We start from the raw sequence: 23,956 nt of genomic DNA on the forward strand, positions 1-23,956 counted from the left end.
GGGCCCCCCCCGCCGGGGGGGGGGTTTTGGGGGGGGCCCCGGGGGGGGGGGGGGCCCCCGGGGGGGGCCCCCCCCCCCCCCCCGGGGGGGCCCCCCCCCCCCCCGGGGGGGGGGGGGGGGGGGCGGCGCCCCCCGGGGCGGGGGGGGCCCCCCCCCCCGACCGGGAACCATCCGGTTGCTCGCTCCCGGGCCACCGGTGCCCCCGTGGCACCGGTGGCCCGGCAACCACAGCTTCGCTCCCGCGGCCCGCCCCGTCCTTGACCTACGGTCACCACTGATTTGACGATGCGTGCCGGTAGTCGCGGGGCGACATGCCGTAGGCCGTACGGAAGCTGCGGGTGAAGGTGGAGTGGTCGCGGAAGCCCCAGCGCACGGCGATCTGATGCACGGTCACCTCGCGCAGCGCCGGGTCGCGCAGGTCCCGGCCGGCCCGCTTCAGCCGCATCCCCCGGATCCACGCGCCGAGCGTCGTGCCGCGCGCGCTGAACAGCCGGTGGAGGTGTCCCACCGAGAGGTGGTGGGCGCCGGCGATCGTACGCGGGGACAGGTCCGGGTCGTTCAGGTGCCGCTGGACGAACGCCTCGATGCTCAGCAGCAGGGCCCCCTTGCGGGAGTCGTCCCCGGGCACCGGCTCCGCCTCCGCGTGATGGTCCACGAGTGCGGTGAGCAGGTCGCCGGCGATCTCCGCGAGGCGGCCCCGGTCGCTCGGGCGGTACGCGCGCGAGTCGTCGGCCAGACCGCTCATCAGGTGGACGAACATGCCGGCGAAGCCGCCCTCCGGCAGCGGCCGGGCGAGCAGCGGCTCCACGAGGTCCGGGGAGGGCCCGAGCAGGGCACGCGGGATGTGGGCCCGGATCAGCCTCGCGGGTTCGCCGCCCGGGGCGCCGACGCCGATCTCGAAGGGGCGGGAACTGTCGTAGAGGGCCAGGCCGTTCGTCTCCAGGACAGCTTCCCGTCCGGCCTGGCGGAGCACGGTCCGCCCGGAGGCGGCCAGCACGACGCAGACCAGCTCCGGATCGCTCTGCCGCACCATCTTCGCGGAACGCACCACCCGCCCCGGTGACATCGTCAGCTGGACGACGTCCACCGCACCGAGGCCGATGCCCCGCACCGACGCGGTGAAACCGTCCCCCTCACCGCTGAGGACGCCCATGGCGTGCTCACTGGTGAGGAACATGTCGTTCAGCGCGGCCAGCCGCTCACGGGGCGTCAAGTCGTCGCGGTCGAAGAGTGTATGCAGCATGCTCCCCCCCAGGAGCGCCACGGTAACCAACGCACCGCACCCCCACCGTGCCGAATCGGCCACGGTTCGGCCGCCCGGCCGCCTTCGCTCCTTGATAGCGTCGCCCCAGCGACTGCGGAGCACTCCCCGCCGGGGTCGCCGCTCTCTGCCGGGACGGCGCTGCCACCGCGAGGGCGGGTGCGGGTGGCAGGGGATCTTCAGGCAGGGACGAAGAGAGCCGACGCATGAGCCTCGCGCAGTTGCACTACACCTCCGCGGACGGGGACGGTACCGGCGAGGACGGGCCGGCCGCCGCCCGGTTCACGTCCGTCGACGCCTCGATACCCGCGTCCGTGCTGACCGAGGCGGGACCGCTGCTGGCGTACGAGGCGCCGCGCGGTACACCGGACCGGCTCACGGACACCGCTCTGCGCGCCCTGCCCGAGGCGTACAGCTTCAGCCTGCTCTCCGACGGCAGCGGGCTGCTCGCCCGGACCGTGCCGGTGCGCTCCCCCCGGACCTCCGGCGTACGCTTCCACGCCCACGCGGTCCACCTGCCCCCCGGCACCCGGCTCCCCGCGGGGACCCTGCCGCTCACCGCCTGCCGGTCCGCCCGCTGGGCCGCCGCCACCCCGGACCGCCCGCTGCCCGATCCGCTCGCCGCGCTGCCCGCCCCGGCCGGCCACGAGGCCCGCGAGCGCGAGGCGCTGAACGACTTCGCGGTCTCACGCGGCCTCTGGCTCGCCGGGGTGCTGTCCGACCTGCGCCGCCTGCACGGACCCGACGGTCCGGAGCGGGTCGTCCTGGCCGAACGGCAGAGCGCGGACGTCGCCCGCTGGATCGCGCTGGCCGGGCTCGCCCTGCCGGACGGGCTCGCCGAGCACCTGACCTTCACCACGTACACCCGCCGCCCCCGCGAGGCGGCCGGGCGGGTGGTGGGGGTGCTGCCCGAGGACGCCGAGGAACTGACGGACCCCGGGCTGCGCGTGCATCTGTGCGCCGGTCCGCGGCCGGAGGGACCCGTAGGCGACACCTGGGCCGAGACGGCGGCCCGGATCTGGCGCGGCCGGGCGCCGGAGCTGTTCCGGGAGGCGGCCGCGCTGCCCGGGGAGCCGTTCGCGGCGGGGCCGCTGGCGGTGACGGCCCTGTGCGCCGGGATACCGCTCGGCACCGAGGAGCGCGCGGCGGCCGCCGACTGGGCCGCCGAGCGGCCGTACGCCCTGGACGGGGCCCGGACCCAGCGGCTGGTCGAGGCGCTGACCGCGCCCGGCACCGACGACCGCTCCGGACCCGAATTCGACGCCGCCGGGCGGCTGTTCGCGGCGCTCGACGGCCGCTCGCCCGCGACGACCACCGCCCCGCTCGCCGCGATGCTGGTGACGGAGGCGGTACGCGGCGGCAACGGCTCGCTGGAGCTGCCCGGCCGCACCGCCTTCAGCGGCCCGGAGGGCGCGGCCGTGGCCGGGGTGCTCGGGCCGGAGATCGTGACCGAGCTGAGCGGCGCGGGCGTCGGCCTGGACGTGGCGCGCACGGTGCAGCTGCTGCGGGTGGCCCGGCTGCTCGGGGTGGACTGCGCCGAGCTGCTGCCCTCCGTGGTCGGCCGCCTCGCACCCGCGCTGCTGACGGGCGGCGAGGAGGGAGCGCCGGGCTGGGCGCCCGCGCTCCTTGAGCTGATGGACGAGCAGTTCGACGTACGTACGGCCCTCCTCGGCGCCCTCGACCGGATCGCGCCGGACCATCCGGCCGGGGTCGCGCGGCTGCTGAGCCGGGTGCCGCTGCCGTTCACCGGCACGCAGGCGCTGCCGCATCTGCGGATGTGCGCCGGGGCGCCGGAGGCCAGGGCCGGCTGCGGCGACGACCGGGTCGCGACGCTCCAGCGGGTCCTGCGGGCCGGCGGGGTCTCCCCGTTCGCGGAGCCGCTGGTGCTGCGGACGGCGGTGGGACTGGTGTGGGACGAGGGGGCACCGACGGCGGCCGAGGCCCGTCAGCTGCTGGAGGCGGCGACCTCGGACGCGCACCGGGCGGCCGGCACCTGGTCAGTCCTGGTGGCCGCCGCGCTCGCGGCCGGTGCCGACGACGGGGCGGCCCCGGAGCTGGCCCACGACCTGCTGCGCGGCTTCCCGCAGGAGACCGGGGGCCGGGTGCGCGCGGCGCTCCAGCTGCTCGCTTTCGCCCGCGAGGTGCGCTCGGGGGCGGCGGAGCCGGACTGGGCCGAACGGGTGCGGGCGCTGCGTGCGGAGGCGGAGCCGGTGGAGCCGGGCGTGCTCGGGCAGGCGTGCGACGCGGTGGCCGGGCGCCTGCTGGCGCCGGAGCGGCCCGACGAGGAGTTGTACGCCCTCGTGCAGAGCGGGGACACGGACCTGATCGCCGCCTACGCCCGGGCCGCGCGCGGTGACGGCGTCCGGGCCCGGCTGGCCGCCGACCCCGCCTACGCGGCCGACTGCTTCACCGTGTGGACGGCCCACCCGCACGCCGGCGCCACGTGGACCGAGGCCGCTGCCGGGCTCCTCGACGAGGTGCTGCGGCCCGTGGTGCGGGGGCTGCCCGCCGACCGGGTCGCGGCCGTCGAGGACGCGGTCGGCCGCTCGGGCAGCAGCGGCCGGGCGGACGCCTTCCGCGACTGGAACCGCCGCGAGCGCGGCACGCTGGGCCGCCTGGGCCGCCGCATCGCGGGGCGGGTGCGGCGGGCCTGAGGAGCGTTGCGGGGCCGGGGCCCGGCGGCCCGGGCCCCGCAACGCCCGAGGATCAGGCGTCGGGCGTCAGCCGCAGCGAGATCGAGTTGATGCAGTAGCGCTGGTCCGTGGGGGTCGGGTAGCCCTCGCCCTCGAAGACATGGCCCAGGTGGGAGCCGCAGCGGGCGCAGCGGACCTCGGTGCGGACCATGCCGTGGCTCCGGTCCTGGACCAGCTCGACCGCGTCGGTGTCCTTCGGGTCGTAGAAGGACGGCCAGCCGCAGTGCGACTCGAACTTGGTGTCGGAGCGGAACAGCTCCGCGCCGCAGGCCCGGCAGGAGTAGACGCCCTCGGTCTTGGTGTCCGTGTACTCACCGACGAACGCGGGCTCGGTGCCGGCCTTGCGCAGCACCGCGTACTCGGCGGCGGTGAGTTCCTCCCGCCACTGTTCGTCCGGCTTCTCGACGTCGTACGTCACGGTGGCTCCTTCAGCTCGACAGGTGGTCCAGGATCCGCGGGCCGAGGTCGGTGACGTCGCCCGCTCCCATGGTGAGAACGAGGTCCCCGGGCTTCGCCATTCCCGCGACGACCTCGGGGACCCGGTCCTTGTCGTGGACCGCGGTGACGTCGGCGCCGGCGGCGGTGGCCGCGTCGATGATCAGGGCGCTGGTGACGCCGGGGACCGGGTCCTCGCGGGCCGGGTAGATGTCCAGCACCACGGAGGCGTCGGCGAGGGCGAGGGCCTGGCCCATCTCCGTACCGAGCTCCTGGGTGCGGGAGAACAGGTGCGGCTGGAAGACGACGAGGAGCCGGGCGTCGGACGCCGCGCCGCGCATGGCCTCCAGGTCGGCGGTCATCTCGGTGGGGTGGTGGGCGTAGCTGTCGATGACCTGGACGCCGGCCGCCTCGCCCTTGAGCTGGAGGCGGCGCTTGACCCCGGTGTACTTGCCGAGGGCCGAGGCGAGGTTGTGGGCGGGGATGCCAAGGGCGATGCCGGCGGCGAGGGCGGCGACCGCGTTGAGCGCGTAGTGGCGACCGGGCACGGACACGGTGAAGGTGAGGAACTTCCCGCCCAGGACCACCGTGACCTCGCTGGTCAGGCCGCGCGGGGTGATCTTGTGGACGCGCACGTCGGCGGACCCGGACTCGCCGTAGGTGACGACGGTGAGCGCGGGCAGGGCCGCGCGGACCCGGCGGGTCAGCTCGACGGCGCCGGACTGGTCGGCGGAGACGACGAGCGTGCCCTCGGGGACGATCTTCCCGGCGAAGGTCTCGAAGGACTCGTAGATCTCGTCCATCGACGCGTAGTTCGCGTGGTGGTCCAGCTCGACGTTGAGGACGATCGCGACGTCGGGGTCGTACTTCTGGAAGCTGCGGTCGCTCTCGTCCGCCTCGGCGACGAAGATGTCGCCCTCGCCGTGCGCGGCGTTGGTGCCGGGGCCGGCCAGGTCGCCGCCGATGGCGTACGAGGGGTCGAGGTCCAGCTCGCTCAGGGCGACGGCCAGCATCGAGGTGGTGGTGGTCTTGCCGTGGGTGCCGGCGACCGCGATGGAGCGCAGCCCGCCCATCAGCGAGGCCAGGGCGTCGGAGCGGTGCACGACGGGGACGGACAGCTCCCCGGCGCGCACCAGCTCCGGATTGTCGGCGCGGATGGCGCTGGAGACGACGACGCAGCTGGCGTCGTCGGCCAGGTGCCCGGCGGCGTGCCCGATGTGGACGGTCGCCCCCAGGGCACGCAGCGCCTCGGCCGTCGGGGACTCCTTGGCGTCGCTGCCCGCGACCTTCGCGCCGCGCTGGGCGAGGATCTTGGCGATGCCCGACATTCCGGCGCCGCCGATGCCGATGAAGTGCGGTCGTTCCATGGCGGCGGGGATGCCGGGTGCCATACGTGTCTCTCCCAGGTGCGTACGGGTAAGGGATCCCAGCCTATTCGCTGTGCGCGAAGAGCTTGAGCACCGGGACGCCGACCTTGTGCCGGGCGCGGGACGCCCAGTCGCGGTGGAAGAACTCCTCGACGTAGTGGGGCGCGGTCAGCACGATGACCTCGTCGGCCTCGGACTCCTCGACCACCGAGGTGAGCTTGTCCAGGGGGTGGCTCTCGATCACCTGTCCGACGGCTTCGGAGCCCGCCTGGCGCAGGGCTTCCAGGGAGACCTGGAGGGCGAGCTCGGCCGACTCCCTGGCGCTCCGGCCCTCGGGTTCCTCGCTCTCGCGGGCCGCTTCCTTCAGTTCGCCCATCGCCAGGTCGTCGATGGCCCGCAGCAGGACGTCCGCCTGGTCGCCGCGCGGCTGCATGAGGACGACGAAGGAGATGCGCTCCTCCCCGTGCAGGGTGGTGACGAATTCGATGTCCCCGGAGGTGAGGGCCTTCTCGATCATCAAAACGCTGGTGAACACCACAGAGCCCTTCTCTTCAGCGGCCGTCGCGGGCCGCTGCCGAAACCATCCTTCCCCGCGCTCGCACGGGGTCTGCGAGATCCATTCTGCCCACGGAACGCTAACCGGAACATGATATTCCGCTCATTGCCACCGCACGGGGAGGTACGAGGAGAGCCCTGGGGCGTACGAGGACGGCGGGGCCTCAGGGCCGGCGGTAGCGGCTGAAGAGGAAGCCGTCCTCCTCCAGCAGCGAGGCCAGGGCGAATCGTTTCGGCACGGCGACGGCAGGCCCGCCCGCGATCCGCTGGGCGTCCCCGGCCGTGAGCATCGGCGCGAGGGTCAGGCACAGCTCGTCCAGCACCCCCTCCGCCACGAACTGGCCGAGCAGCCGGGGCCCGCCCTCCGTCAGCAGCCGCCGGTGCCCCCGGTCGGCCAGCTCCCGCACGGCGCGCGCGGGGTCCACGCGCGAGCCCTCCCCCGCGATCACCACCTCGGCACCCGCCTTCCGGGCCGTCGCGATCCGGTCCGGGGGCGCGCCCGCCCCGGTCAGCACCAGCGTCGGGACCAGCGGCGACACGAAGAGCGGGAGCGAGAAGTCCAGGTCCAGGCTGCCGCTGACCACGGCGACGGCCGGGGCGGGCGTCTGCCCGGCCGCCGCCCGGCGCGCCGCGAAGGCGTCCCGCGCCCTGGCCGGCCGGTAACCCTCCTGGCGTACGGTCTCGGCACCCGCGATCACCACATCGGCCAAGCCCCGCAGGGTGCCGAAGATCCGCATGTCGCTCTCGCACGAGATCGGCTGCGAGCGGCCGTCGTGCTGGGCGGCCCCGTCCAGCGTCGACACCATGTTGGCGCGCAGCCAGGGGCCGCCCACGGCCGGGTAGGCGTAGACGTCGGCGAGGCGGTCCAGGCTCCATTCACCGGAGGTGTCGGCCGCTGTCAGGTCGGTCACAGGGAACAGGCGTCGCATGTCAGGCAGTCTGGCACGGGTCGTAAGCTTGACGGTTGTGTCGTCCTCCCACGCCGTGCCGGGGTCCAGCCCCATAGCCGAAGCGGCCCCGCTGTCCCTGTGCGCCCGCGAGCCGCACGTCCCCGCCGACCGCCTGGTCGCCGAGATGGTGCCGCCGCCGCGCTTCGACTCGGTGCGCTTCGATACGTACGTACCCGACCCGAACCAGCCGAGCCAGACCGAGGCCGTCCGGGTGCTCAGCGACTTCGCCGCGGGGCTCGGCGGGGCGCACGCCACGGGCGCGGGCAAGCGCAAGTGGTTCGGCCGGAAAGCGGCGGCCGCGCCCTCGGGCCCGCGCGGGGTGTATCTCGACGGCGGGTACGGCGTCGGCAAGACCCATCTGCTCGCCTCGCTCTGGCACGCCACCCCGGCCGCGCCCTCGCTGAAGGCTTTCGGCACCTTCGTGGAGCTGACGAACCTGGTGGGCGCGCTGGGCTTCCAGCAGACCGTGCGGACGCTGAGCGGGCACCGGCTGCTGTGCATCGACGAATTCGAGCTGGACGACCCGGGCGACACCGTGCTGGTGTCCTCGCTGCTGAGCCGGCTGGTCGAGGAGGGCGTCGCGCTGGCCGCGACCTCCAACACGCTGCCCGGCAAGCTCGGCGAGGGCCGGTTCGCCGCCGCCGACTTCCTGCGCGAGATCCAGGGCCTGTCCGCGCACTTCCGCCCGCTGCGCATCGACGGCGAGGACTACCGCCACCGCGGTCTGCCCGAGGCCCCGCCGCCGTTCTCGGACGAGCAGGTCACCAAGGCCGCGTACGCCACGCCGGGCGCCAGCCTGGACGACTTCCCGGCGCTGCTCGACCACTTGGCCCGCGTCCACCCGAGCCGGTACGGCGCGCTGACGGACGGGGTCGGGGCGGTGTGCCTGACCGAGGTGCGGGCGGTGCCCGACCAGTCGACCGCGCTGCGGCTCGTGGTCCTCGCCGACCGGCTGTACGACCGGGAGGTGCCGGTCCTCGCGGCCGGGCTGCCCTTCGACCAGCTGTTCAGCGACGAGATGCTGAACGGCGGGTACCGGAAGAAGTATTTCCGGGCGATCTCCCGGCTCACGGCCCTGGCGCGTGACGCGAAGGGACTGGTGGCGCAGTAGGTTCGGGGGCGTAAGGACGTAATGCCGACGGCGTACGAGGATGTGCGCCGCCGTCCCGCACCACCGCGTACACCGCTTGAAGGGACCCAGCATGGCTACCACGCGTACCGCCCACACGGAATGGGAAGGCAACCTGGCCGAGGGGAAGGGCCTTGTCACCCTCGATTCCTCGGGCGTCGGCGAGTTCCCGGTCTCCTGGCCGTCCCGCGCCGAGCAGGCGAACGGGAAGACCAGCCCGGAGGAGCTGATCGCCGCGGCCCACTCCAGCTGCTTCTCGATGGCCCTCTCGCACGGCCTGAGCGGCGCCGGCACCCCGCCGGCCCGGCTGGAGACCAAGGCCGACGTCACCTTCCAGCCGGGCACCGGCATCACCGGCATCCACCTCACCGTGGTGGGCACCGTGCCCGGCCTCGACGAGGCCGGCTTCGTCAAGGCGGCCGAGGACGCCAAGGCCAACTGCCCGGTCAGCCAGGCGCTTTCGGGCACCACGATCACGCTGAGCGCTTCGCTCGCCTGATCCCCTCCGCACTGTGTCCCCGGGCCGTCCGCCCGGGGACACAGGCGTTTTCGCAGCGGCCGTGTCCACCTTCCGGCCATCCTGAATCCTCCTTCAATCCACCCGGGTTTCTCATCGCTTCCTCATCCCTCGTTGGTTCCGTGGCGCGGGCCGGCCGGTCCGGCACGGACAACGAAGGAGGCGCACGGTGTCGCAACCCGACACGGCCACGGACGACCCCCCACCGCTGCATGTGGCGAGCAGGCTGCACGCCTTCAACCGGTACGAGCTGAAGTACCTGCTCCCCGTCGAACGGGCCGCCGAACTGCGCGACGAACTCGGCGAGCGGATGGACCGCGACCTGAACAGCCCGGTCGGCGGGTACGGGGTGTGGAGCCTGTACTACGACTCCCCCGAGCTGCGCTTCTACTGGGAGAAGATCGAGGGCCTGAAGTTCCGCCGCAAGCTGCGCATCAGGCACTACGGCGACCCGGCCGGGGTCACGGACGACTCCCCGGTCTGCGTCGAGATCAAACAGCGCGTCAACCGCGTCACGCAGAAGCGGCGCATCACCCTGCCGTACGTGACGGCTCGCCAACTCTGTGACGGGCGCGAGCTGGTGGCGCACTCCCCCGAGGAGCGCGCGTTCGTCCACGAGGTGCTCGACCTGGTCGTACGGCTGAACCTCAGGCCCACCGCGATGACCGGCTACCAGCGCGAGGCGCTGGTCGGGCGCGCCGCCGACACCGGGCTCCGGGTCACCTTCGACCGGCGCATCCGGGGCCGCGACCGCGACTTCCACTTCGGGCAGGAGAACCCGGAGAACCGGTTCACCGTGCCGCCGCACATGTCGGTGATGGAGATCAAGGTCAACGAGCGCACCCCGCACTGGATCACCGACCTCGCGGCCCGCCGCGACCTGAGCCTGATCCGGGTCTCCAAGTACGTCCAGTCCATCGAGGCGTTCGGGCTGGCGCCCCGGTCCGTCTTCCATCTCGCGGCACTCGAAGCAGGAGCACAGTGAATTTCGATCTGCAGGAACTCAGCGGGACGTTCAGCGTCGCCGACGTCGTCGCGGCGATGGCGCTGTCCTTCGTCCTGAGCACGGTCATCGGTTACGTCTACCGGTACACCCACCGGAACGTGTCGTACAGCCAGTCCTACGTCCAGACCCTGGTGATCGTCGGCATGATCGTCGCCCTGATCATGCTCGTCGTCGGGTCCAACCTGGCCCGGGCGTTCTCCCTGGTCGGCGCGTTGTCCGTGGTCCGGTTCCGGAACGCGGTCAAGGAGACCCGGGACGTCGGGTTCATCTTCCTGGCCATGGCGATCGGCATGGCCTGCGGTGCCCGGTTCTACACGCTGGCCGCGGTCGGCGCGGTGGTGATCTGCGCGGTCGTCGTGATCATGCACAAGTTCGACTGGTTCGCGCTGAACGTGCAGCGCCAGGTGGTCAAGGTCCAGGTCCCGGCGGGCGAGGACTACACCCCGGGCATCCGTGACGTGCTGATCAGGTACACGACCGAGTTCGAGCTGGTCTCCACGGAGACGATCCGGGGCGGGGCCCTGAACGAGGTGTTCTACACGGTCCGGATGAAGAAGGGCACCGAGCCCGCCGACCTGGTCACCGCGCTCCAGGAGCGCACCTCCGGCCAGCGCGTGACGGTCCTGACCGGTTACGACACCACCGACCTGTGAGCACCGTCGACGGCACGCCCCGCGGGCGACGGCTGCGCGACCGCGTACCCGTGCGCCTGCGGCACCACTGGAAGCCCGCCGGGGCGCTGTGCGCGGGGCTCGCGGTGATGCTGTACGCGTTCGGCGACGCCCGGGTCTCCCCGTACGTCACCTCCGCCTCGCGGGTGGAGGCGGACACGATCACGGACGACGTGCGGGGCGCGGTCGGCCTGTACGACACGTCGGTGAAGCACTCCGTGCGACTGGAGTACGAGCAGACCGACTTCGACAAGATGATGAAGGAGTTCAAGAAGGACGGCACGAAGGACTCCATCCCGGCCGACCTGACGATCGACGGGGTCTACCTCCAGGACGTCGGTATCCGGCTGAAGGGCAACTCGACCCTGATGTCCCTGCGCGGCAACCGGGGCGGGATGCCGGGCGGCGGCGGGATGCCCGCCGGGGGCGCGGGCCGGCCCGCCGGGCAGGGCGGGGATACCGCCGGTGGCGGTCAGGCTCCCGGCGGCGGTGCCGGTGGGCGCGGTGGCGGGATGACGCAGTACGACCTGTCCGCCGACAAGCCCGAGGAACTGCCCTGGCTCATCAAGACCGACGAGTACGTGGAGGGGCGCGCCTACCAGGGCGAGCGGGAGATCTCGCTGCGTCCGGGGAGCAACGCCCAGGTCCCCTTCAACGAGGCGCTGGCGCTCTCGCTGATCGACGGCACCGGGGAGCCGGCCGAGCGGTACGGCTTCACCACCCTCAAGGTCAACGACCGGCCGACGGCCGTGCGGCTCATGGTCGAGAACCCCGACACCGAGTACGCGGAGGCGGTCGAGGGCGAGTCCGTGGTCTACAAGGCCAGGGCGGGCGGCACGTTCGACTACCAGGGGGACGACCCCTCGAAGTACGAGACGTCGTTCCGGCAGCTCAACAAGGTCGGCAGCCAGGACCTCGAACCGGTGATGAAGCTGGCCGAGTGGGTCGCGAAGTCCTCCGACAAGGAGTTCGCGGCCGACCTCGACCAGCACGTCGACGTCGACTCGTTCGCCCATTACGTCGCCACGCAGAACCTGCTGATGAACTTCGACGACATGGCGGGCCCGGGAAAGAACTATCTCCTCGGGTACGACCTGAACAGCAAGAAGTTCTCGGTGCTCGGCTGGGACTACAACCTCACCTTCAGCGGGGACGCGACGGCGGGGCCGGACGACGAGATGAGCATGGGCGGCGGCATGGGCGGCCGCCCCGGAGGCACCGGCGCCACGAACGGCGGCCCCGGCGCCGGCATGCCCGAGGGCCCGACGGAAGGGATGCCGGAGCTGCCCGAGGGCGCGGAGGTGCCCGACTTCGGCGACATGCCCGGCGCGCCGGACGGTGACGCGGGCAAGGACGGCGGAGGCGGCGGCATGCGGTCCGGGCACGCGCTGAAGGAGCGCTTCCTGGAGCTCGACGCCTTCGACGCGGTCTACAAGAAGGCGTACCAGGACCTGTACGAGAAGTTCTACGCCTCCGGCAAGGCCGCGAAGACCCTGGACGGCCTCGCGGAGCAGGCCGCCCGCGCCGGGGTCGCCGCGAAGGACGTCGAGAGCGCGGTCGGCGCCCTGCGCACGACGGTCACCCGGCGCACGGCGGCCCTGGCGAAGGAGGTGACCGGCTGACCCCCGGCGCGCCCCGGACCCCCCGCCGGGGCGCGCCGCCGTTCCTGTGAACGCGCACAAGTTCGGTCCGTAGCATCGCGCCGCACGGCGCCGCCCGGACCGTGTCCGCAGAGCCGTGAGGTGATCCTTCCGATGGGCGACCGCTCAGCCCGGCACACCGTGCTGGTCGTCGAGGACGACCCGGGCATCCGTACGCTGCTCACCTCCGCGCTGACCGCGGCCGGTTTCCGCGTCGCGTCCGCGGCGAACGGGCGGGACGGGGTGGCCGAGGTGGACCGCTGCCGGCCGGACCTGGTCGTCCTGGACGTGATGCTGCCGGACACGGACGGCTTCGCCGTGACGCGGGAGCTGCGGTCCCGGGGCGACTACACCCCGGTGCTGCTCCTGACCGCGCGCACGGACATCGAGGACCGCATCATCGGGCTCAGCTCGGGCGGCGACGACTACGTCACCAAGCCGTTCCACATCCAGGAGATCCTGCTGCGCGTCCGGGCGATCCTGCGCCGTACCGGCGGCGCTCCCCGGCCGCCGGCCGAGCAGCCGCCGCTGCGGTACGCGGACCTGAGCGTCGACCGCGAACGGCACACCGTGCACCGGGCCGGGGAGCCGGTGCGGCTGTCCCCCACCGAGTTCCGGCTGCTGGTGTGCCTCATGTCGCAGGCCGGGAAGGTGCTGGAGAAGCAGGAGATCCTGCTGGACGTGTGGAGCTACGGCTTCTCCGGGGACACCCGCATCGTGGACACGTACATCAAGAACCTGCGCCGCAAGATCGACCGCGCGGACCGTCCGCTGATCCACACCGTGCGCGGCGTGGGCTACTGCCTGCGGCTGCCCCGCGAGGACACGCCGTGAGGTTTCCGCCGCGCCGGCCCCGCTCCGTGCGGACCCGGCTGGTGCTGATCTCGGCCGTCCTGGCCACCGCGGCCGTGCTGGTCTCGCAGGCGGCGGGGCTCGCGGTGACGCGGTCCTGGCTGACGGCCCAGATCGACCACCGGCTCACCGGTTTCCGCCCGCCGCCCCCTGCCCCGTACGGGAGGCCGCTCCCCGGCCCCGCGCCCGAGGACGCCCTGCCCTCCGACTTCCGGGTCTACTTCTACGCCTCCGACGGGCGGCTCCGGCCCGGCTCGCTCGGCACCGGCGCCGGCCGCCCCCGGCTGCCCGCCACCGCCTCCGGCCTCACCCTGGAGCGCGGCCACCCGGCCACCGTGCCGGACGAGGACGGCGGTTCGGCCTGGCGGGTGGTCGCCGACACGGGTCCGGACGGGCGGCGCGTGGTCGTCGCGCTGCCCCTAGGCACGGTGGAGGGGGCCACGTCGAAGCTGCTGTGGTTCAGCCTCGCGATCGGCGTCGCCACGGCGGCCGGGGTCGGGCTGCTCGGCAGCGCCGCCGTGCGCCTGGGGCTGCGCCCGCTGGCCCGGATGGAGCGGACCGCCCTGCGGATCACCGGCGGCGAGTCGGCCCTGACGGTCACGGACACCGACCCGCGCACGGAGACCGGGCGGCTCGGGCTCGCGTTCAACACGATGCTCGGCCAGGTCCGGGCGGCTCTGCACCGCAAGGACGCGTCCGAGCAGCGGCTGCGCCGGTTCATGGCGGACGCGGGCCACGAACTGCGCACACCGCTCACCTCGATCCAGGGGTTCGCCGAACTGCTCGTGGAGCAGCCGCGCCTGCCCGCCGCCCGGCGACGCGAGGCCCATGCGCTGATCGCCCGGAACGCGGAGCGGATGAGCCGGCTCGTGGACGACCTCTTCCTGCTGGCCAAGCTGGGGTACGCCCCCGTGGCGCACCACGAGACCGTGGATCTGCTGTCGCTCGCGGCGGACGGCGTCGGCGCGGCCGTCGTGGCGCATCCGGGCCGCGACGTACGGCTGGCACCGCTGGGCGGGGGCGGGGGCGACGGAGCCGCGCTGGACGTGGTGGAGGCGCTGGGCGACGCCCACCAGCTGTCCCAGGTGATCGGCAATCTGCTGGCCAACGCCTGCGTGCACACCCCGCCCGGCGCGCGTGTCGAGGTCCGGGTCGGTGCGGTGCGCACCGGCCCCGCCGCCGGCGGCACCGACCGGCCCGGGCGCTACGGCGCGACGGCCGCGCTGCCCGCCGGTGCCCCGGCGTGCGTGGTGGAGGTCGCGGACGACGGGCCGGGGCTGGCGGCCGAAGCGGCCCAGCAGGTCTTCGAACGGTTCTACCGGGGGCCGTCGGCGGACCGGGAGGGCGCCGAACCCGGGTCCGGGCTCGGTCTGTCGATCGCGGCCACCATCGCCGGGGCGCACGGCGGGCGGCTCGAACTCGACACCCGGCCGGGCGAGGGTTCGACGTTCCGGCTGCTGCTGCCCCGGAGCGTCGGGGCGGGTGGCTGAGCCGGGCGTGCCAACGTTCAACGACGGCCTCGTACGGGCAGACCCTCTCTTGACGAAGCCATGCCACCTGTCCCCCAGCAGGGAGTTCGCTCATGTCAGTCGCACCCCGCCCGCTCGCCTCCCGGCGAAACGTTCTGGCGGCGAGCGCCGCCGCCGTCTCGATCGCCTTCACCGGCGCGTTCACCGAACTCTTCGCGGGCAGCTCCGCCGCACGCGGTCACGAGGGCTACGGCCCGCTGGTGCCGGACCCGAAGGGCCTGCTCGACCTGCCCAGGGGCTTCCACTACCGGGTGCTGTCCCGGGAGGGCGACCCGCTCCGCTCCGGCGAGGGGCAGGTACCCAGCCACTTCGACGGCATGGCCGCGTTCGGCGGCCGGGGCGGGCACGTACGGCTGGTCCGCAACCACGAGAACCGGGGGAACGCCGCGATTCCCGTACCGGCGGTCGAGGGCCTGACGTACGACCCGATGGGCAAGGGCGGCTGTACGGCCCTGGAGCTCGACGGCAACAACCGCGTGCTGTCCGAGCGCGTCGCCATCGCCGGTACGGCGGTGAACTGCGCGGGCGGGCGCACCCCCTGGAACACCTGGCTGACCTGTGAGGAGACCGAGGACAGGGCCGGGACCAACGGCTACACCAAGGACCACGGCTACGTCTTCGAGGTGGACGGAGCCGACCCGCGCCGCACCGGCGCCGTGCCGCTGACCGCGATGGGCCGTTTCCAGCACGAGGCCGTGGCGATCGACCCGCGCGACGGGACGGTGTACGAGACGGAGGACGCGTTCGAGAAGCCGTTCGGGCTGTTCTACCGCTTCCTGCCGGAGAAGCCGCTCGGCGGTACGGGTTCGCTGCGGGCGGGCGGCCGGCTGGAGGCCATGCGGGTGCCGGGCGTGCCCGACCTCTCGGCGGTGCGGGAGACCGGGACGGCGTTCGAGGGCGTCGAGTGGGTGCCCGTACCGGACCCGCAGGCCGTCGAAACACCCATCCGGTTCCAGGACTTCGGCCGCAAGGGCATCACGCACGGCCAGAAGCTGGAGGGCTGCTACTGGGGCGGTTCGTGCGTCTACTTCGTCTCCAGCTTCGCGTACCGCGCGCAGGGCTCGGCGGCGGACCACTACGGGCAGGTCTGGCGCTACGACCCTCGGGCGCACCGGCTGACCCTGGTCGTCGTCTTCGGCCCGGACACCGACCTCCAGCTGCCCGGCGAGTCCCCCGACAACATCAGCCTGGCCCCCGGCGGCGGCCTGATGGTCTGTGAGGACGGCGGCGGTGCCCAGCACGTGTTCGGCCTGACCCGGCGCGGCGAGGTATACCCGATGGCTCGCGGGCGGCAGAACATCGGGACGCCCGAGGAGCCGGAGTGGGGCGAGTTCGCGGGCGTCACGTTCGCACCGGATTACGGGACGATGTACGTGAACGTCTACACACCGGGCACCACGTTCGCGGTCACGGGTCCGTGGCGCTGACGGGCTGAGCGGAACCGCGGCGCACCCCGCCGCGTCTTTGCATACGGCAACATGGGGTTTGATCCATCCGGGTGTGCCGGGGCAGGATGACGGGGTGCGCTCCGGTGCGCCCGTGCTTCGGCGTGCCGGTCGCCTCGACGCTCAGCGGAAGAGATTCTTTACGGGGGGGGACCGTGACCAAGTGGGACATCGACCCCGACGGCGTTCGTCGGGTCCTGAAGAACACCGCCGAGGTGGGCGGCGAATTCCAGACGGAGTTCACGTCGTACAACAACGGTCTGGTGGGGTCGGCGACCTCGGCGGGCACGATGGTGCTGGGCGGGACCGAGATTCCGGCCGGGGGCGCGTTCGGGCCGGTGGCCCAGGCGTTGCAGGAGTTCCAGCAGCACACGCTCAACGACCTCAAGTTCCTTCCGGTGCGGGCGGCGAAGTCCATGACGGGGGCGCGCCTCGCCACTGAGGCGTACCTCGCGGGCGACCTGGACATGGCGAAGAACAAGCAGGAGCAGTACTCCAAGGCGCCGACCCCGGAGGAGCTGAAGGGGAAGGGGCCGAAGAAGTGATCGACCTGGCGAAGATCCCCTTCTTCACCGGCAATCTGGAGGCCCTGGAGAAGCACGCGGCCACCCTGAAGACGACCGCCTCCGACATCCGGACCACGGGCAAGGACGTCCACACGGCCTTCCAGGCGCTGGACCCGGTCTATGACGCCCCGGAGCAGGAGGAGTTGCTCGACTCCACCATTCCGGTACGGGACAAGGCGGACGCGTTCGCCGACAAGCTGGAGTCGGTGAGCGGGGCGCTCTCGGGGTTCGCGACGACGGCCCGGCCGCTGGTGGCCAGGATGAACCGGCTCCGCGAGGACGCGGCGCGGTTCGTCGCGGAGAACAGGGACGACGACGACTGGCAGCAGGACCAGGACAAGATCGACGAGAACGCCCGCCTGGTCCACGAGGTGGGCACGACGTGGGTGGCCTTCCAGGGCGCCGAGCGCGACGCGGCCAACAAGATCACGGCGCTGGTGGGCGGGACGCACTTCGTCGTGGACGACGGTTCGCACAAGGCCGGGATGTACGGCTTCAAGGCGGACGACGTCAAGGACGCCGGTGAGACGCCGTGGGGCACGGTGGACGAGCGCGAGTACACGGGGCTGCGGGCCGCGTGGGAGTGGACGAAGGACAACGTCGGCGGCGCGCTGAAGGGCTTCTTCGTCGACGGGGTCTGGGGCACGATCAAGGGCCTCGGCAGCATGGTCAACGTCTTCGACTGGGACAACTTCAAGAAGACCTGGTCGGGCATCGGTGACGTCTTCGGCGGCATCAGCGCGTACATCATGACGCCGTACGACTGGGCGATGGACAAGATGTTCGGCCCGGCGGACCACAGCGACAGCGACCGCCAGAAGGCGGCCCTGCGCAACTTCGGCAAGTCGCTGGTCGCCTGGGACGAGTGGGGCCACGACCCGTCGCGCGCCTTCGGCACGGTCCTGTTCAACGTGGTGACCATCGGTTCCGGTTCCCTGCTGAAGCTGGGCAAGGCCGGCAAGCTGGGCGTGGTCGCGGACGCGGCCTCGGTGGCGGGCAAGGCGGGCGCGCTGGTCGACCCGATGAGCTATCTCGGCAAGGCGGCGGGCGTCACCAAGATCAAGGTCGGCGACCTGATGGAGAGCCTGCGGACGAGTTCCACGGGCGTGGACGACATGGCCCGTACGGCCCCGTCCGGCACGGCCCCGCACCCGACGACGGAGACCCCGGGCCTCCACTACACCGACCACCAGGGCAACCCGCGCGTCGTCGGCGAGGACGGCGTCATCCGCGACGAGCACGGCAACCCCGTACCGGACACCGAGCCGGTCCCGGAGCCCCACAAGAACGAGCTCCCGGACACGCACGAGCGCGTACCGGACCGGGAGAAGGTCCTGGAGGGCGCGGGCGGGCCGGGACACGTCGAGAACTCCGCGAACCACCCGCCGAACGGCTCCCACCCGACGACGGGCGGCACGACGCACCACACGACCCCGTCGACGGGCGGGCATGTGACGGAGCGTCCGACGGGGTCGGGCGGGGGCGAGTCCGGGTCGCACGCTGGTACCGGGGGCGGCGGACATGGGCCGGGTGGTCATGGAAGCCACGAGCCGTCAGGCCCGGGCGGCCACCACGAGACACCCGGTGGCGGCGCCACCGACGGGCCGGGCTCGGGCGAAGGCGGTGGCACGGGCAACGGTCCGGAGGGGGGTTCCGGGACGCCGGAGCGCGAGCCGGGCGTCGTGCTGGAGGGAGATCACAAGGCGCAGACGCCCAGTGGCGGGATGCCCGCCGAGAGGGAAGCCGCCGTCACGGACGCCCTCAAGGATCTGAAGGTCCCTCCGACGGACCAGGCCCGCATGCTGACGCAGCTGAGGAAGTCGGAATACGGGGCGGCTGTCGCCGACTACATCGCGAGTGGCCGTTTCGCGGACGTACCGATGTTCAAGGACCCCGAGGGCCTCCTCTTCCAGGTCAAGCAGAAGGACATGATTCCGGCGGTGCACCAAGCGATGGAGCACGCGGCGGAATTGCAGGCCAAGGGAATCAAGAACATCGAGTTCGAGCTGAAACTCCCCGACAAGAAGCTCGACCTCGATGTACTGGTCCGCAAGGACGGCCGCATCGAGTACGGCGCTCAGCTCAAGGACGTGGACAGCGTCGCGGGCATCAAGTCGGCGGTCAAGAAGATCGCGGAGAAGCAGCTCGCCGGTGCCGGGGTGGACGTCAAGGTCGGAATCCTCGATATCAAGGGCTTCAGGAACGAACTCACGGAGCGCGAGATCCAGGCGGTCCAGCGGGCCGCCGACCGGACCAACGCCTCGTTCGAGCTAAAGTTCAAGGACGGCTCCGTCACTATTTATCCGACCAACGCCGCCAAACCTTAAGGAAGTTCGATCGTTATGCTGACGCGCGCGCCAAGAGAGAGCGGCTCGTGGTTCTGGGACCTGGACGACGTGGTGGAGCCGGGCCTGGAATCCGCGCTGCTGACGGCGGGACGCATGAGTGCCGTTCTCCGGCAGCACGGCCTTCTGGAGCCGGACGCCCTCGAATGGAACTGGTTCCAGCTCGGTAAGGGCGGTCTCGGCATTCACAGCCGACTGGATCTGGTCGAGCGTTCCCTCGACGATCCACAGTTGCCGGAGGCCCTCCGTTCCTGCCTGCCCGCCGGACATCCGCAGGCCGAGATGGGCGGACTCCTCGTCCTGGGCTCCGGAACGTGGTTCGACGCGGAGGGAACACCGCAGAGGGAGCACCGGCTTGTCGAGTTGATGGTGTCTCCGGACGAGATCGGCCCTTCGGCCGAGATCTCCGTGCACCACGACATCTGGGGCCCGTGCGATTTCCGGGGCGAGCCCCACCCGGCCATCCACGCGGCCAACGCCCCTCGGCTCAGGTCGGCACTGGAGGAGATCGTGGCGCTGCTCGGCGTCGAACCGGAACCCGGGGAGCCGACGTATTACGGACACGCCAAGGGCTACGAACTGGCGGCGCCCGACCTTGTCGACGGCCGAGGACCGGACCTCACCGACACGGCGGTGGGCTGATCACCGGCAATCGAAGCGGGTGCACTTGAAAGGCGAAATCCCAGCCGACCCAGACTTCAGAGGCTTTTTCAGAACTCAACTCGACCTTGAGCGTGGATATGAGGTCCTGGGCGACTTGAGGCCCACGTTGTGGAGCTTCAGCGATTCCTATGTCGACTTGATCCGCTCCGGGTTCGAGCAGATCATGGCAGATGAAAACTTCGGCCCCGCAGAATATGAGGGGCTGACCGATATCGAATTTCCGGACAAGGAGACACTGCACGCCTACCTCCGGGACATGTACGACTACCTGTTCGGCGATGCGCCGGAACAGCCGATGCCCCCGGGATAGTCCGAGGAAGAGGACCGAGTGGATCAGGAACGCGACCGCGTCGCCGGACTCACCCGTGTGATGAACGACCCCGGCGCCCCGCCCACGGAACGGTTTCTGGCGTGCCGGGATCTGACCGAAGAGGGCGAGGCGGCCGGGTTTGAAGCGGTGATCCGGGCGACCGGTGACCCGGAGGGCACCCCGTGGTACAACTTCTCATTCGACCGGAAGTTCTCCGTGGACAGCACGTTCTCGCAACTGGCGGTTGCCGTGGACATGAGCCACTACGAGGTCGAGGAGAAGGGCACGACGGCGCTGCGTGAAGAGGCGTTCCGGGCGCTCGTGCCGCTCGCCGACACCCAGTACTTCGAGGACCGCCTCGGCGAGCTGATCGACAGCGCAACGGTCAGGGCAGCGCTCGGTGAGATCAAGGAAGCCATCGGCCGAGGTGTGCGTGCCCTGACGGCCGGCGAGAAGCAGCGTTTCGATCTGGCCACTCAGCTCGTGGACCTGGCGTGCGCCGTCGCCCCGGTCGACGGGCCCGTGTCGGTCGAGCTGGCCATGAACGTCCTACGGGCCAGCGCTTCGCCCCGCACGCTGGAGCACGCCGTCACGATCGTCTACCGGGCCGAGGGGCCGGAGATCCGGGAGTTCGGCGAATACCTCACGTCAGTCGGCAACGAGCGCGTACGGACGGAAGTCCGCGAGGCGTTCGAAGGCTCGCGGTGACGGGGACACCGTCCAGCGAGTCTGTCCCCTGGCAGCCTGCCGCGTTTCCCTCCGACCCGGCGGCGGCGCGGCAGTTGAGGGAATGGCTCGACGACACGAGTTACGCCTTGTACGGGGTGGGGCACGACTTCCGGGGCGCCGATCTCACGAACGGCGAATTTCCCGGCGCGTGGCTCATCGACGCGGTGCTGACGGGTGTGAAGCTCGCATCAGCGTGTTTCTACCGTGCGGACCTCACTGGGGCGGAGCTGACCGGGGCCAACCTGGTCGGCGCCGACCTCGTCCGGGCGAAGCTCGACCGGGCCGTGCTCCGGTCCGCCCGGCTCGACGGGGCCGACCTCGTCAAGGCGTCACTCCACGACGTCGACGCCTCGGGGGCGAGCCTGCGCGGGACGCGCATCATGGGCGCCTCGCTGTACGACGTGGACCTGCGGGGCGCGGACCTGACGGACGCCGTCCTGTTCCAGAACACGTTCAAGGTCACCGTGGACGACACCACGCTGGTACGCGGCCTCACCGGCACGGCCTTCGGTCCGGTCACGGTGGTCAGCGGCGAGGGTTCCCGGGAAGTGGGCGGCGCGGACCTGGAGGCGTGGATCAGTGCGCGTGGCGGCGAGGTTCAAGTGATCACTCCGCAGCGACGGGTGCAGTAGGTGCGGATGAAGGGGAAAACTGTTGGACCCGCACGTCAGGAACTTCTTCCGGGTGTACCTGGACCTTGAGCGGGGGTACGAGAACACCGGCCACCTGCGGCGCACCCTGCTGAGCTTCAAGGATTCCTACGTGGACCTGATCCGGACGGGATTCGAGCAAATCATGTCGGACGAGGATTTCGGGCCCGCCCAGTACGAGGACCTGACCGACATCGAGTTCCCCGACAAGGAGACACTGGACGCCTATCTCCGGGACATGTACGCCTACCTGTTCAACAACGCGCCGGAACAGCCGCTGCCTCCGGGCTAGCCAGATCCCACGATCCACCTCACCGAAGGACCCCGCATGACCCAGGACGTCGTCGCACTCACCAAGCGCATGCCCGACTCGCTCAGTGTGCTGGCCGGGTTGCTCGCCGGTGGGCCAGATCTGCGCGTCGGGAGCGCCGGGGAGGGGGCCGTCGTGCAGTTGTGCGACGACGAGGGGCGGCCGCTCGTGTCCGTCGAGGTGCCCCTGCTGATCCAGGTGCCCGGGGAAGCCGTCCGGCTGCTCGGGGCGGAGGCCGCTCCGGAGGGGGACGGGCCCTGGTGGTGGGTCGAGGCGCGGGCCGCCGCCGGGGTGGACCGGGCCGAGGAGCTGGCCGGGGCCTTCGCCGCGCGGCTGACCATGCTGCTGGGCGGCACGGTGTGGCCCGCCGACACCCCCGGCACCACCGGCGCGGCCAGCCCGCTCGACGTCTCGGGCATCACAGCCGTGCCCTCCCCCGCAGCCGCGCAGCCCGCCGTCGACATGCTCACCGACAAGGCCGCCGTCGTCATGCAGGACCGCCCGGTCGTCCCCATGACGAGCTGGCTGACGGAGGCACTGCGGGCCACCGTGGAGAGCGAGCGGTCGCTCCAGATCGTCACCCCGCCGCACTGCACGCTCTCCCTGCCGACGCGGCTGCTGCTCCAGTCCACCTCCTCGCGCTGGGTCGTCCGGGACGAGCGCTGCGGCTACTACGACGGGCTGACCGGTGCCGTACTGCGCTGGCAGGACGACGCGTTCGCACCGGACCGGCGCGAGGACGGGCAGACCCCGGTGGCGGAGGCGTTCACGGAGGCCCGGCCCACCGGCGAGCGGCAGCTCGTCGTGTCGCTCCGGACCGTGCACCGCCCCACCGCCGACCTCGTGCTCGGCGGCGCACTGGAAGCCGCCTGGGAGGCGCTGACCGGCGCGCCCCCGGCCGGCTGGGGGACGTCGGAGCCCGCAGGGCTCACCTGGTCGCGACGGCGGCTGACCGACCTGGCGTACGAGCGCGCGCCCCGGCCCACCTGGCTGGTGGCCGTGGGCAGCCCGGACCGGCCCGCCGTCGCCACCCTCCAGGTGAGCCGCACCCCGGACGGGGTGGAGGAGGACATCACCCTCGTCCTCGGCCACGGCCCCGACGAGCAGCCGGCCCTGGACGCGCTGCCGGGGCTCGCCGACGAGCTGGTGACCCGGCACGGGCTGCGGACCATGCTCTGCCAGCTGGGCCACGGGCGCCGCGACCTGAACGCCCCGCCCCGCTTCGAACGGCCCCCGCTCCCGTACGCCTTCGCGCTCGGCTCCGCCGAGGTGACCGAGGTGGGCCTCGACACCGCCTCCCGGACCCCGCTCAAGGAGGCGCCGGTGCGGCTGGGTCCCGGCGGCCGGCCGGGCTACTACTACCCGCTCGGCGACGGCGAGAGCGCCGAGGGCTGGGCGGCCCTGGAACAGCTGATGCGCCATCTGCGTGGGGCGCCGCCGGTCTAGCGTGCCACCCCCGTGCACCCTCCGGCCGGTCGGCTAGCTTCCGAAAATGATCGGATTTACACATAAGGCGGCCACTCTGGGGGTGCTGGGCGCGGTGCTCGTCGGCTGCGGCCAGGCACAACCGACGCGTACCGCCGTCGAACGGCCGCCCGCCCCTCACGTCACGGAAAAGCCCGCCGACAAGCCCCCCGTCATGGCCCCCGGCCCCGGCGGCCGGACCCCCGTCTTCCAGCGCGGGCCGCAGCGCGCCGCGAAGGTCGTCGCGCTGAGCTTCGACGCCGACATGACGGCCGACGAGGGGCCGCGCGCAGCGGCCGGCGAACACTTCGACAACCCGGAACTGATCGCCGTGCTGCGCCGCCTGAAGGTGCCCGCGACGGTGTTCATGACCGGGCGGTGGGCCGAGGAGTACCCGGACCAGGCGCGCTCCATCGGCACCGATCCGCTCTTCGAAATCGGCAACCACTCCTACAGCCACTACGCGTTCACCACGCCCTGCTACGGGCTGCCGACGGTCGAGGAGGGCGCGGTGCGCAAGGAGGTCCAGCGGGCCTTCGGGGCGATCCGGGCGACCGGCGCCCGGAACGTGGTCCCGTACTTCCGCTTCCCCGGCGGCTGTTACGACGACGACACGCTGCGCGCCCTCGGGCCGGAGAAGGTGACCGCGGTGCAGTGGGACGTCGTCAGCGGCGACGCCTTCGCGACGGACGCGGACGCCGTCGCCGAGCAGGTGCTCGACGGCGTGCGGTCCGGTTCGCTCGTCGTCATGCACTGCACCCGTAGCGCGGCCCCGGTCACCGCCGAGGCGGTCCGCCAGGTCGTGCCGGAGCTACGGAAGCGCGGCTACCGCTTCGTCCGGGTGTCCGAGCTGATGGCCGGCTGAACCG

At 72.2% G+C, this 23,956-nt stretch carries 23 protein-coding genes; 18 read left to right on the forward strand and 5 right to left on the reverse strand.

All coding sequences use genetic code 11. The annotated features are described in order from the left end of the window. Positions 1–268: 268 nt before the first annotated feature. Positions 269–1,243, reverse strand: a complete 975-nt coding sequence (locus tag ACZ6C6_RS14795) for a helix-turn-helix domain-containing protein (RefSeq protein WP_469202728.1) — start codon at positions 1,241–1,243, stop codon at positions 269–271. Between the two features lie 224 nt (positions 1,244–1,467). Here ACZ6C6_RS14795 and ACZ6C6_RS14800 point away from each other — a divergent pair, with 224 nt between their 5' ends. Then, positions 1,468–3,915 carry a GTPase-associated protein 1-related protein gene (locus ACZ6C6_RS14800; RefSeq protein WP_469202730.1) on the forward strand — a complete coding sequence of 816 codons (2,448 nt, stop codon included), beginning with the start codon at positions 1,468–1,470 and terminating at the stop codon, positions 3,913–3,915. 52 nt (positions 3,916–3,967) lie between these two features. Here the strand turns inward: ACZ6C6_RS14800 and msrB are convergent, their stop codons facing one another. From msrB to ACZ6C6_RS14820, 4 genes are all read right to left on the reverse strand, one after another. Next, complete coding sequence (gene msrB, locus ACZ6C6_RS14805; protein WP_469202732.1) at positions 3,968–4,372, reverse strand: peptide-methionine (R)-S-oxide reductase MsrB; 405 nt, start codon at positions 4,370–4,372, stop codon at positions 3,968–3,970. A 10-nt stretch (positions 4,373–4,382) separates the two neighbouring features. Continuing rightward, a complete protein-coding gene (murC, locus tag ACZ6C6_RS14810; RefSeq protein ID WP_469202734.1) occupies positions 4,383–5,780 on the reverse strand; it encodes a UDP-N-acetylmuramate--L-alanine ligase in 1,398 nt (465 codons plus the stop codon). 40 nt (positions 5,781–5,820) lie between these two features. Further along, positions 5,821–6,273 carry an indole-3-glycerol phosphate synthase gene (locus tag ACZ6C6_RS14815; protein ID WP_365683527.1) on the reverse strand — a complete coding sequence of 151 codons (453 nt, stop codon included), beginning with the start codon at positions 6,271–6,273 and terminating at the stop codon, positions 5,821–5,823. Between the two features lie 202 nt (positions 6,274–6,475). Then, positions 6,476–7,240 carry a pyrimidine reductase family protein gene (locus ACZ6C6_RS14820; RefSeq protein ID WP_469202736.1) on the reverse strand — a complete coding sequence of 255 codons (765 nt, stop codon included), beginning with the start codon at positions 7,238–7,240 and terminating at the stop codon, positions 6,476–6,478. Positions 7,241–7,277: 37 nt separating this feature from the next. Between ACZ6C6_RS14820 and zapE the strand changes: the two genes are divergently transcribed. The 17 genes from zapE (at position 7,278) to ACZ6C6_RS14905 (ending at position 23,952) form a co-directional block, all read left to right on the forward strand. Beyond that, a complete protein-coding gene (zapE, locus tag ACZ6C6_RS14825) occupies positions 7,278–8,372 on the forward strand; it encodes a cell division protein ZapE (protein WP_469202738.1) in 1,095 nt (364 codons plus the stop codon). Positions 8,373–8,463: 91 nt separating this feature from the next. Beyond that, entirely contained in the window at positions 8,464–8,889 is a 426-nt protein-coding gene (locus ACZ6C6_RS14830) for an OsmC family protein (RefSeq protein WP_365683240.1), read from the forward strand. 187 nt (positions 8,890–9,076) lie between these two features. Continuing rightward, a complete protein-coding gene (locus ACZ6C6_RS14835; RefSeq protein WP_469202740.1) occupies positions 9,077–9,892 on the forward strand; it encodes a VTC domain-containing protein in 816 nt (271 codons plus the stop codon). Further along, positions 9,889–10,566: a DUF4956 domain-containing protein gene (locus tag ACZ6C6_RS14840; RefSeq protein WP_469202745.1), complete on the forward strand. Its 678-nt coding sequence runs from the start codon at positions 9,889–9,891 to the stop codon at positions 10,564–10,566. The genes ACZ6C6_RS14835 and ACZ6C6_RS14840 overlap by 4 nt, the downstream gene beginning before the upstream one ends. Continuing rightward, positions 10,563–12,206 carry a CotH kinase family protein gene (locus ACZ6C6_RS14845; protein WP_469202747.1) on the forward strand — a complete coding sequence of 548 codons (1,644 nt, stop codon included), beginning with the start codon at positions 10,563–10,565 and terminating at the stop codon, positions 12,204–12,206. Before ACZ6C6_RS14840 ends, ACZ6C6_RS14845 begins: the two co-directional genes overlap by 4 nt. 132 nt (positions 12,207–12,338) lie before the next feature. Further along, positions 12,339–13,058, forward strand: a complete 720-nt coding sequence (locus ACZ6C6_RS14850) for a response regulator transcription factor (RefSeq protein WP_469202749.1) — start codon at positions 12,339–12,341, stop codon at positions 13,056–13,058. Then, positions 13,055–14,566, forward strand: coding sequence for a sensor histidine kinase (locus ACZ6C6_RS14855; protein ID WP_469202751.1), 1,512 nt, complete (start codon positions 13,055–13,057; stop codon positions 14,564–14,566). Before ACZ6C6_RS14850 ends, ACZ6C6_RS14855 begins: the two co-directional genes overlap by 4 nt. Positions 14,567–14,658: 92 nt before the next feature. Then, the gene (locus ACZ6C6_RS14860; RefSeq protein ID WP_469202753.1) at positions 14,659–16,032 is read left to right on the forward strand and encodes an alkaline phosphatase PhoX; all 1,374 of its coding nucleotides are present in this window, start codon (positions 14,659–14,661) and stop codon (positions 16,030–16,032) included. A gap of 173 nt (positions 16,033–16,205) precedes the next feature. Continuing rightward, on the forward strand, positions 16,206–16,595 hold the full coding sequence (locus ACZ6C6_RS14865) for a DUF6507 family protein (RefSeq protein ID WP_469202755.1): 390 nt from the start codon (positions 16,206–16,208) through the stop codon (positions 16,593–16,595). After that, on the forward strand, positions 16,592–18,943 hold the full coding sequence (locus ACZ6C6_RS14870; protein ID WP_469202757.1) for a hypothetical protein: 2,352 nt from the start codon (positions 16,592–16,594) through the stop codon (positions 18,941–18,943). The genes ACZ6C6_RS14865 and ACZ6C6_RS14870 overlap by 4 nt, the downstream gene beginning before the upstream one ends. A 15-nt stretch (positions 18,944–18,958) precedes the next feature. Then, complete coding sequence (locus tag ACZ6C6_RS14875; protein ID WP_469202759.1) at positions 18,959–19,603, forward strand: hypothetical protein; 645 nt, start codon at positions 18,959–18,961, stop codon at positions 19,601–19,603. Positions 19,604–19,628: 25 nt separating this feature from the next. After that, positions 19,629–19,934: a hypothetical protein gene (locus ACZ6C6_RS14880; protein ID WP_469202760.1), complete on the forward strand. Its 306-nt coding sequence runs from the start codon at positions 19,629–19,631 to the stop codon at positions 19,932–19,934. An 18-nt stretch (positions 19,935–19,952) separates the two neighbouring features. Further along, complete coding sequence (locus ACZ6C6_RS14885; RefSeq protein ID WP_469202762.1) at positions 19,953–20,642, forward strand: hypothetical protein; 690 nt, start codon at positions 19,953–19,955, stop codon at positions 20,640–20,642. Continuing rightward, positions 20,639–21,295 (forward strand): pentapeptide repeat-containing protein, encoded by a 657-nt coding sequence (locus tag ACZ6C6_RS14890; protein ID WP_469202764.1) that lies wholly within the window; start codon positions 20,639–20,641, stop codon positions 21,293–21,295. Before ACZ6C6_RS14885 ends, ACZ6C6_RS14890 begins: the two co-directional genes overlap by 4 nt. Positions 21,296–21,317: 22 nt before the next feature. Then, the gene (locus tag ACZ6C6_RS14895; RefSeq protein WP_469202766.1) at positions 21,318–21,605 is read left to right on the forward strand and encodes a hypothetical protein; all 288 of its coding nucleotides are present in this window, start codon (positions 21,318–21,320) and stop codon (positions 21,603–21,605) included. 36 nt (positions 21,606–21,641) lie between these two features. Next, positions 21,642–23,069, forward strand: a complete 1,428-nt coding sequence (locus tag ACZ6C6_RS14900) for a DUF6177 family protein (RefSeq protein ID WP_469202768.1) — start codon at positions 21,642–21,644, stop codon at positions 23,067–23,069. A gap of 46 nt (positions 23,070–23,115) precedes the next feature. Then, positions 23,116–23,952 carry a polysaccharide deacetylase family protein gene (locus ACZ6C6_RS14905; RefSeq protein WP_469202770.1) on the forward strand — a complete coding sequence of 279 codons (837 nt, stop codon included), beginning with the start codon at positions 23,116–23,118 and terminating at the stop codon, positions 23,950–23,952. Positions 23,953–23,956 lie beyond the last annotated feature (4 nt).

Source organism: Streptomyces sp. NPDC041814 (genome assembly GCF_055590565.1).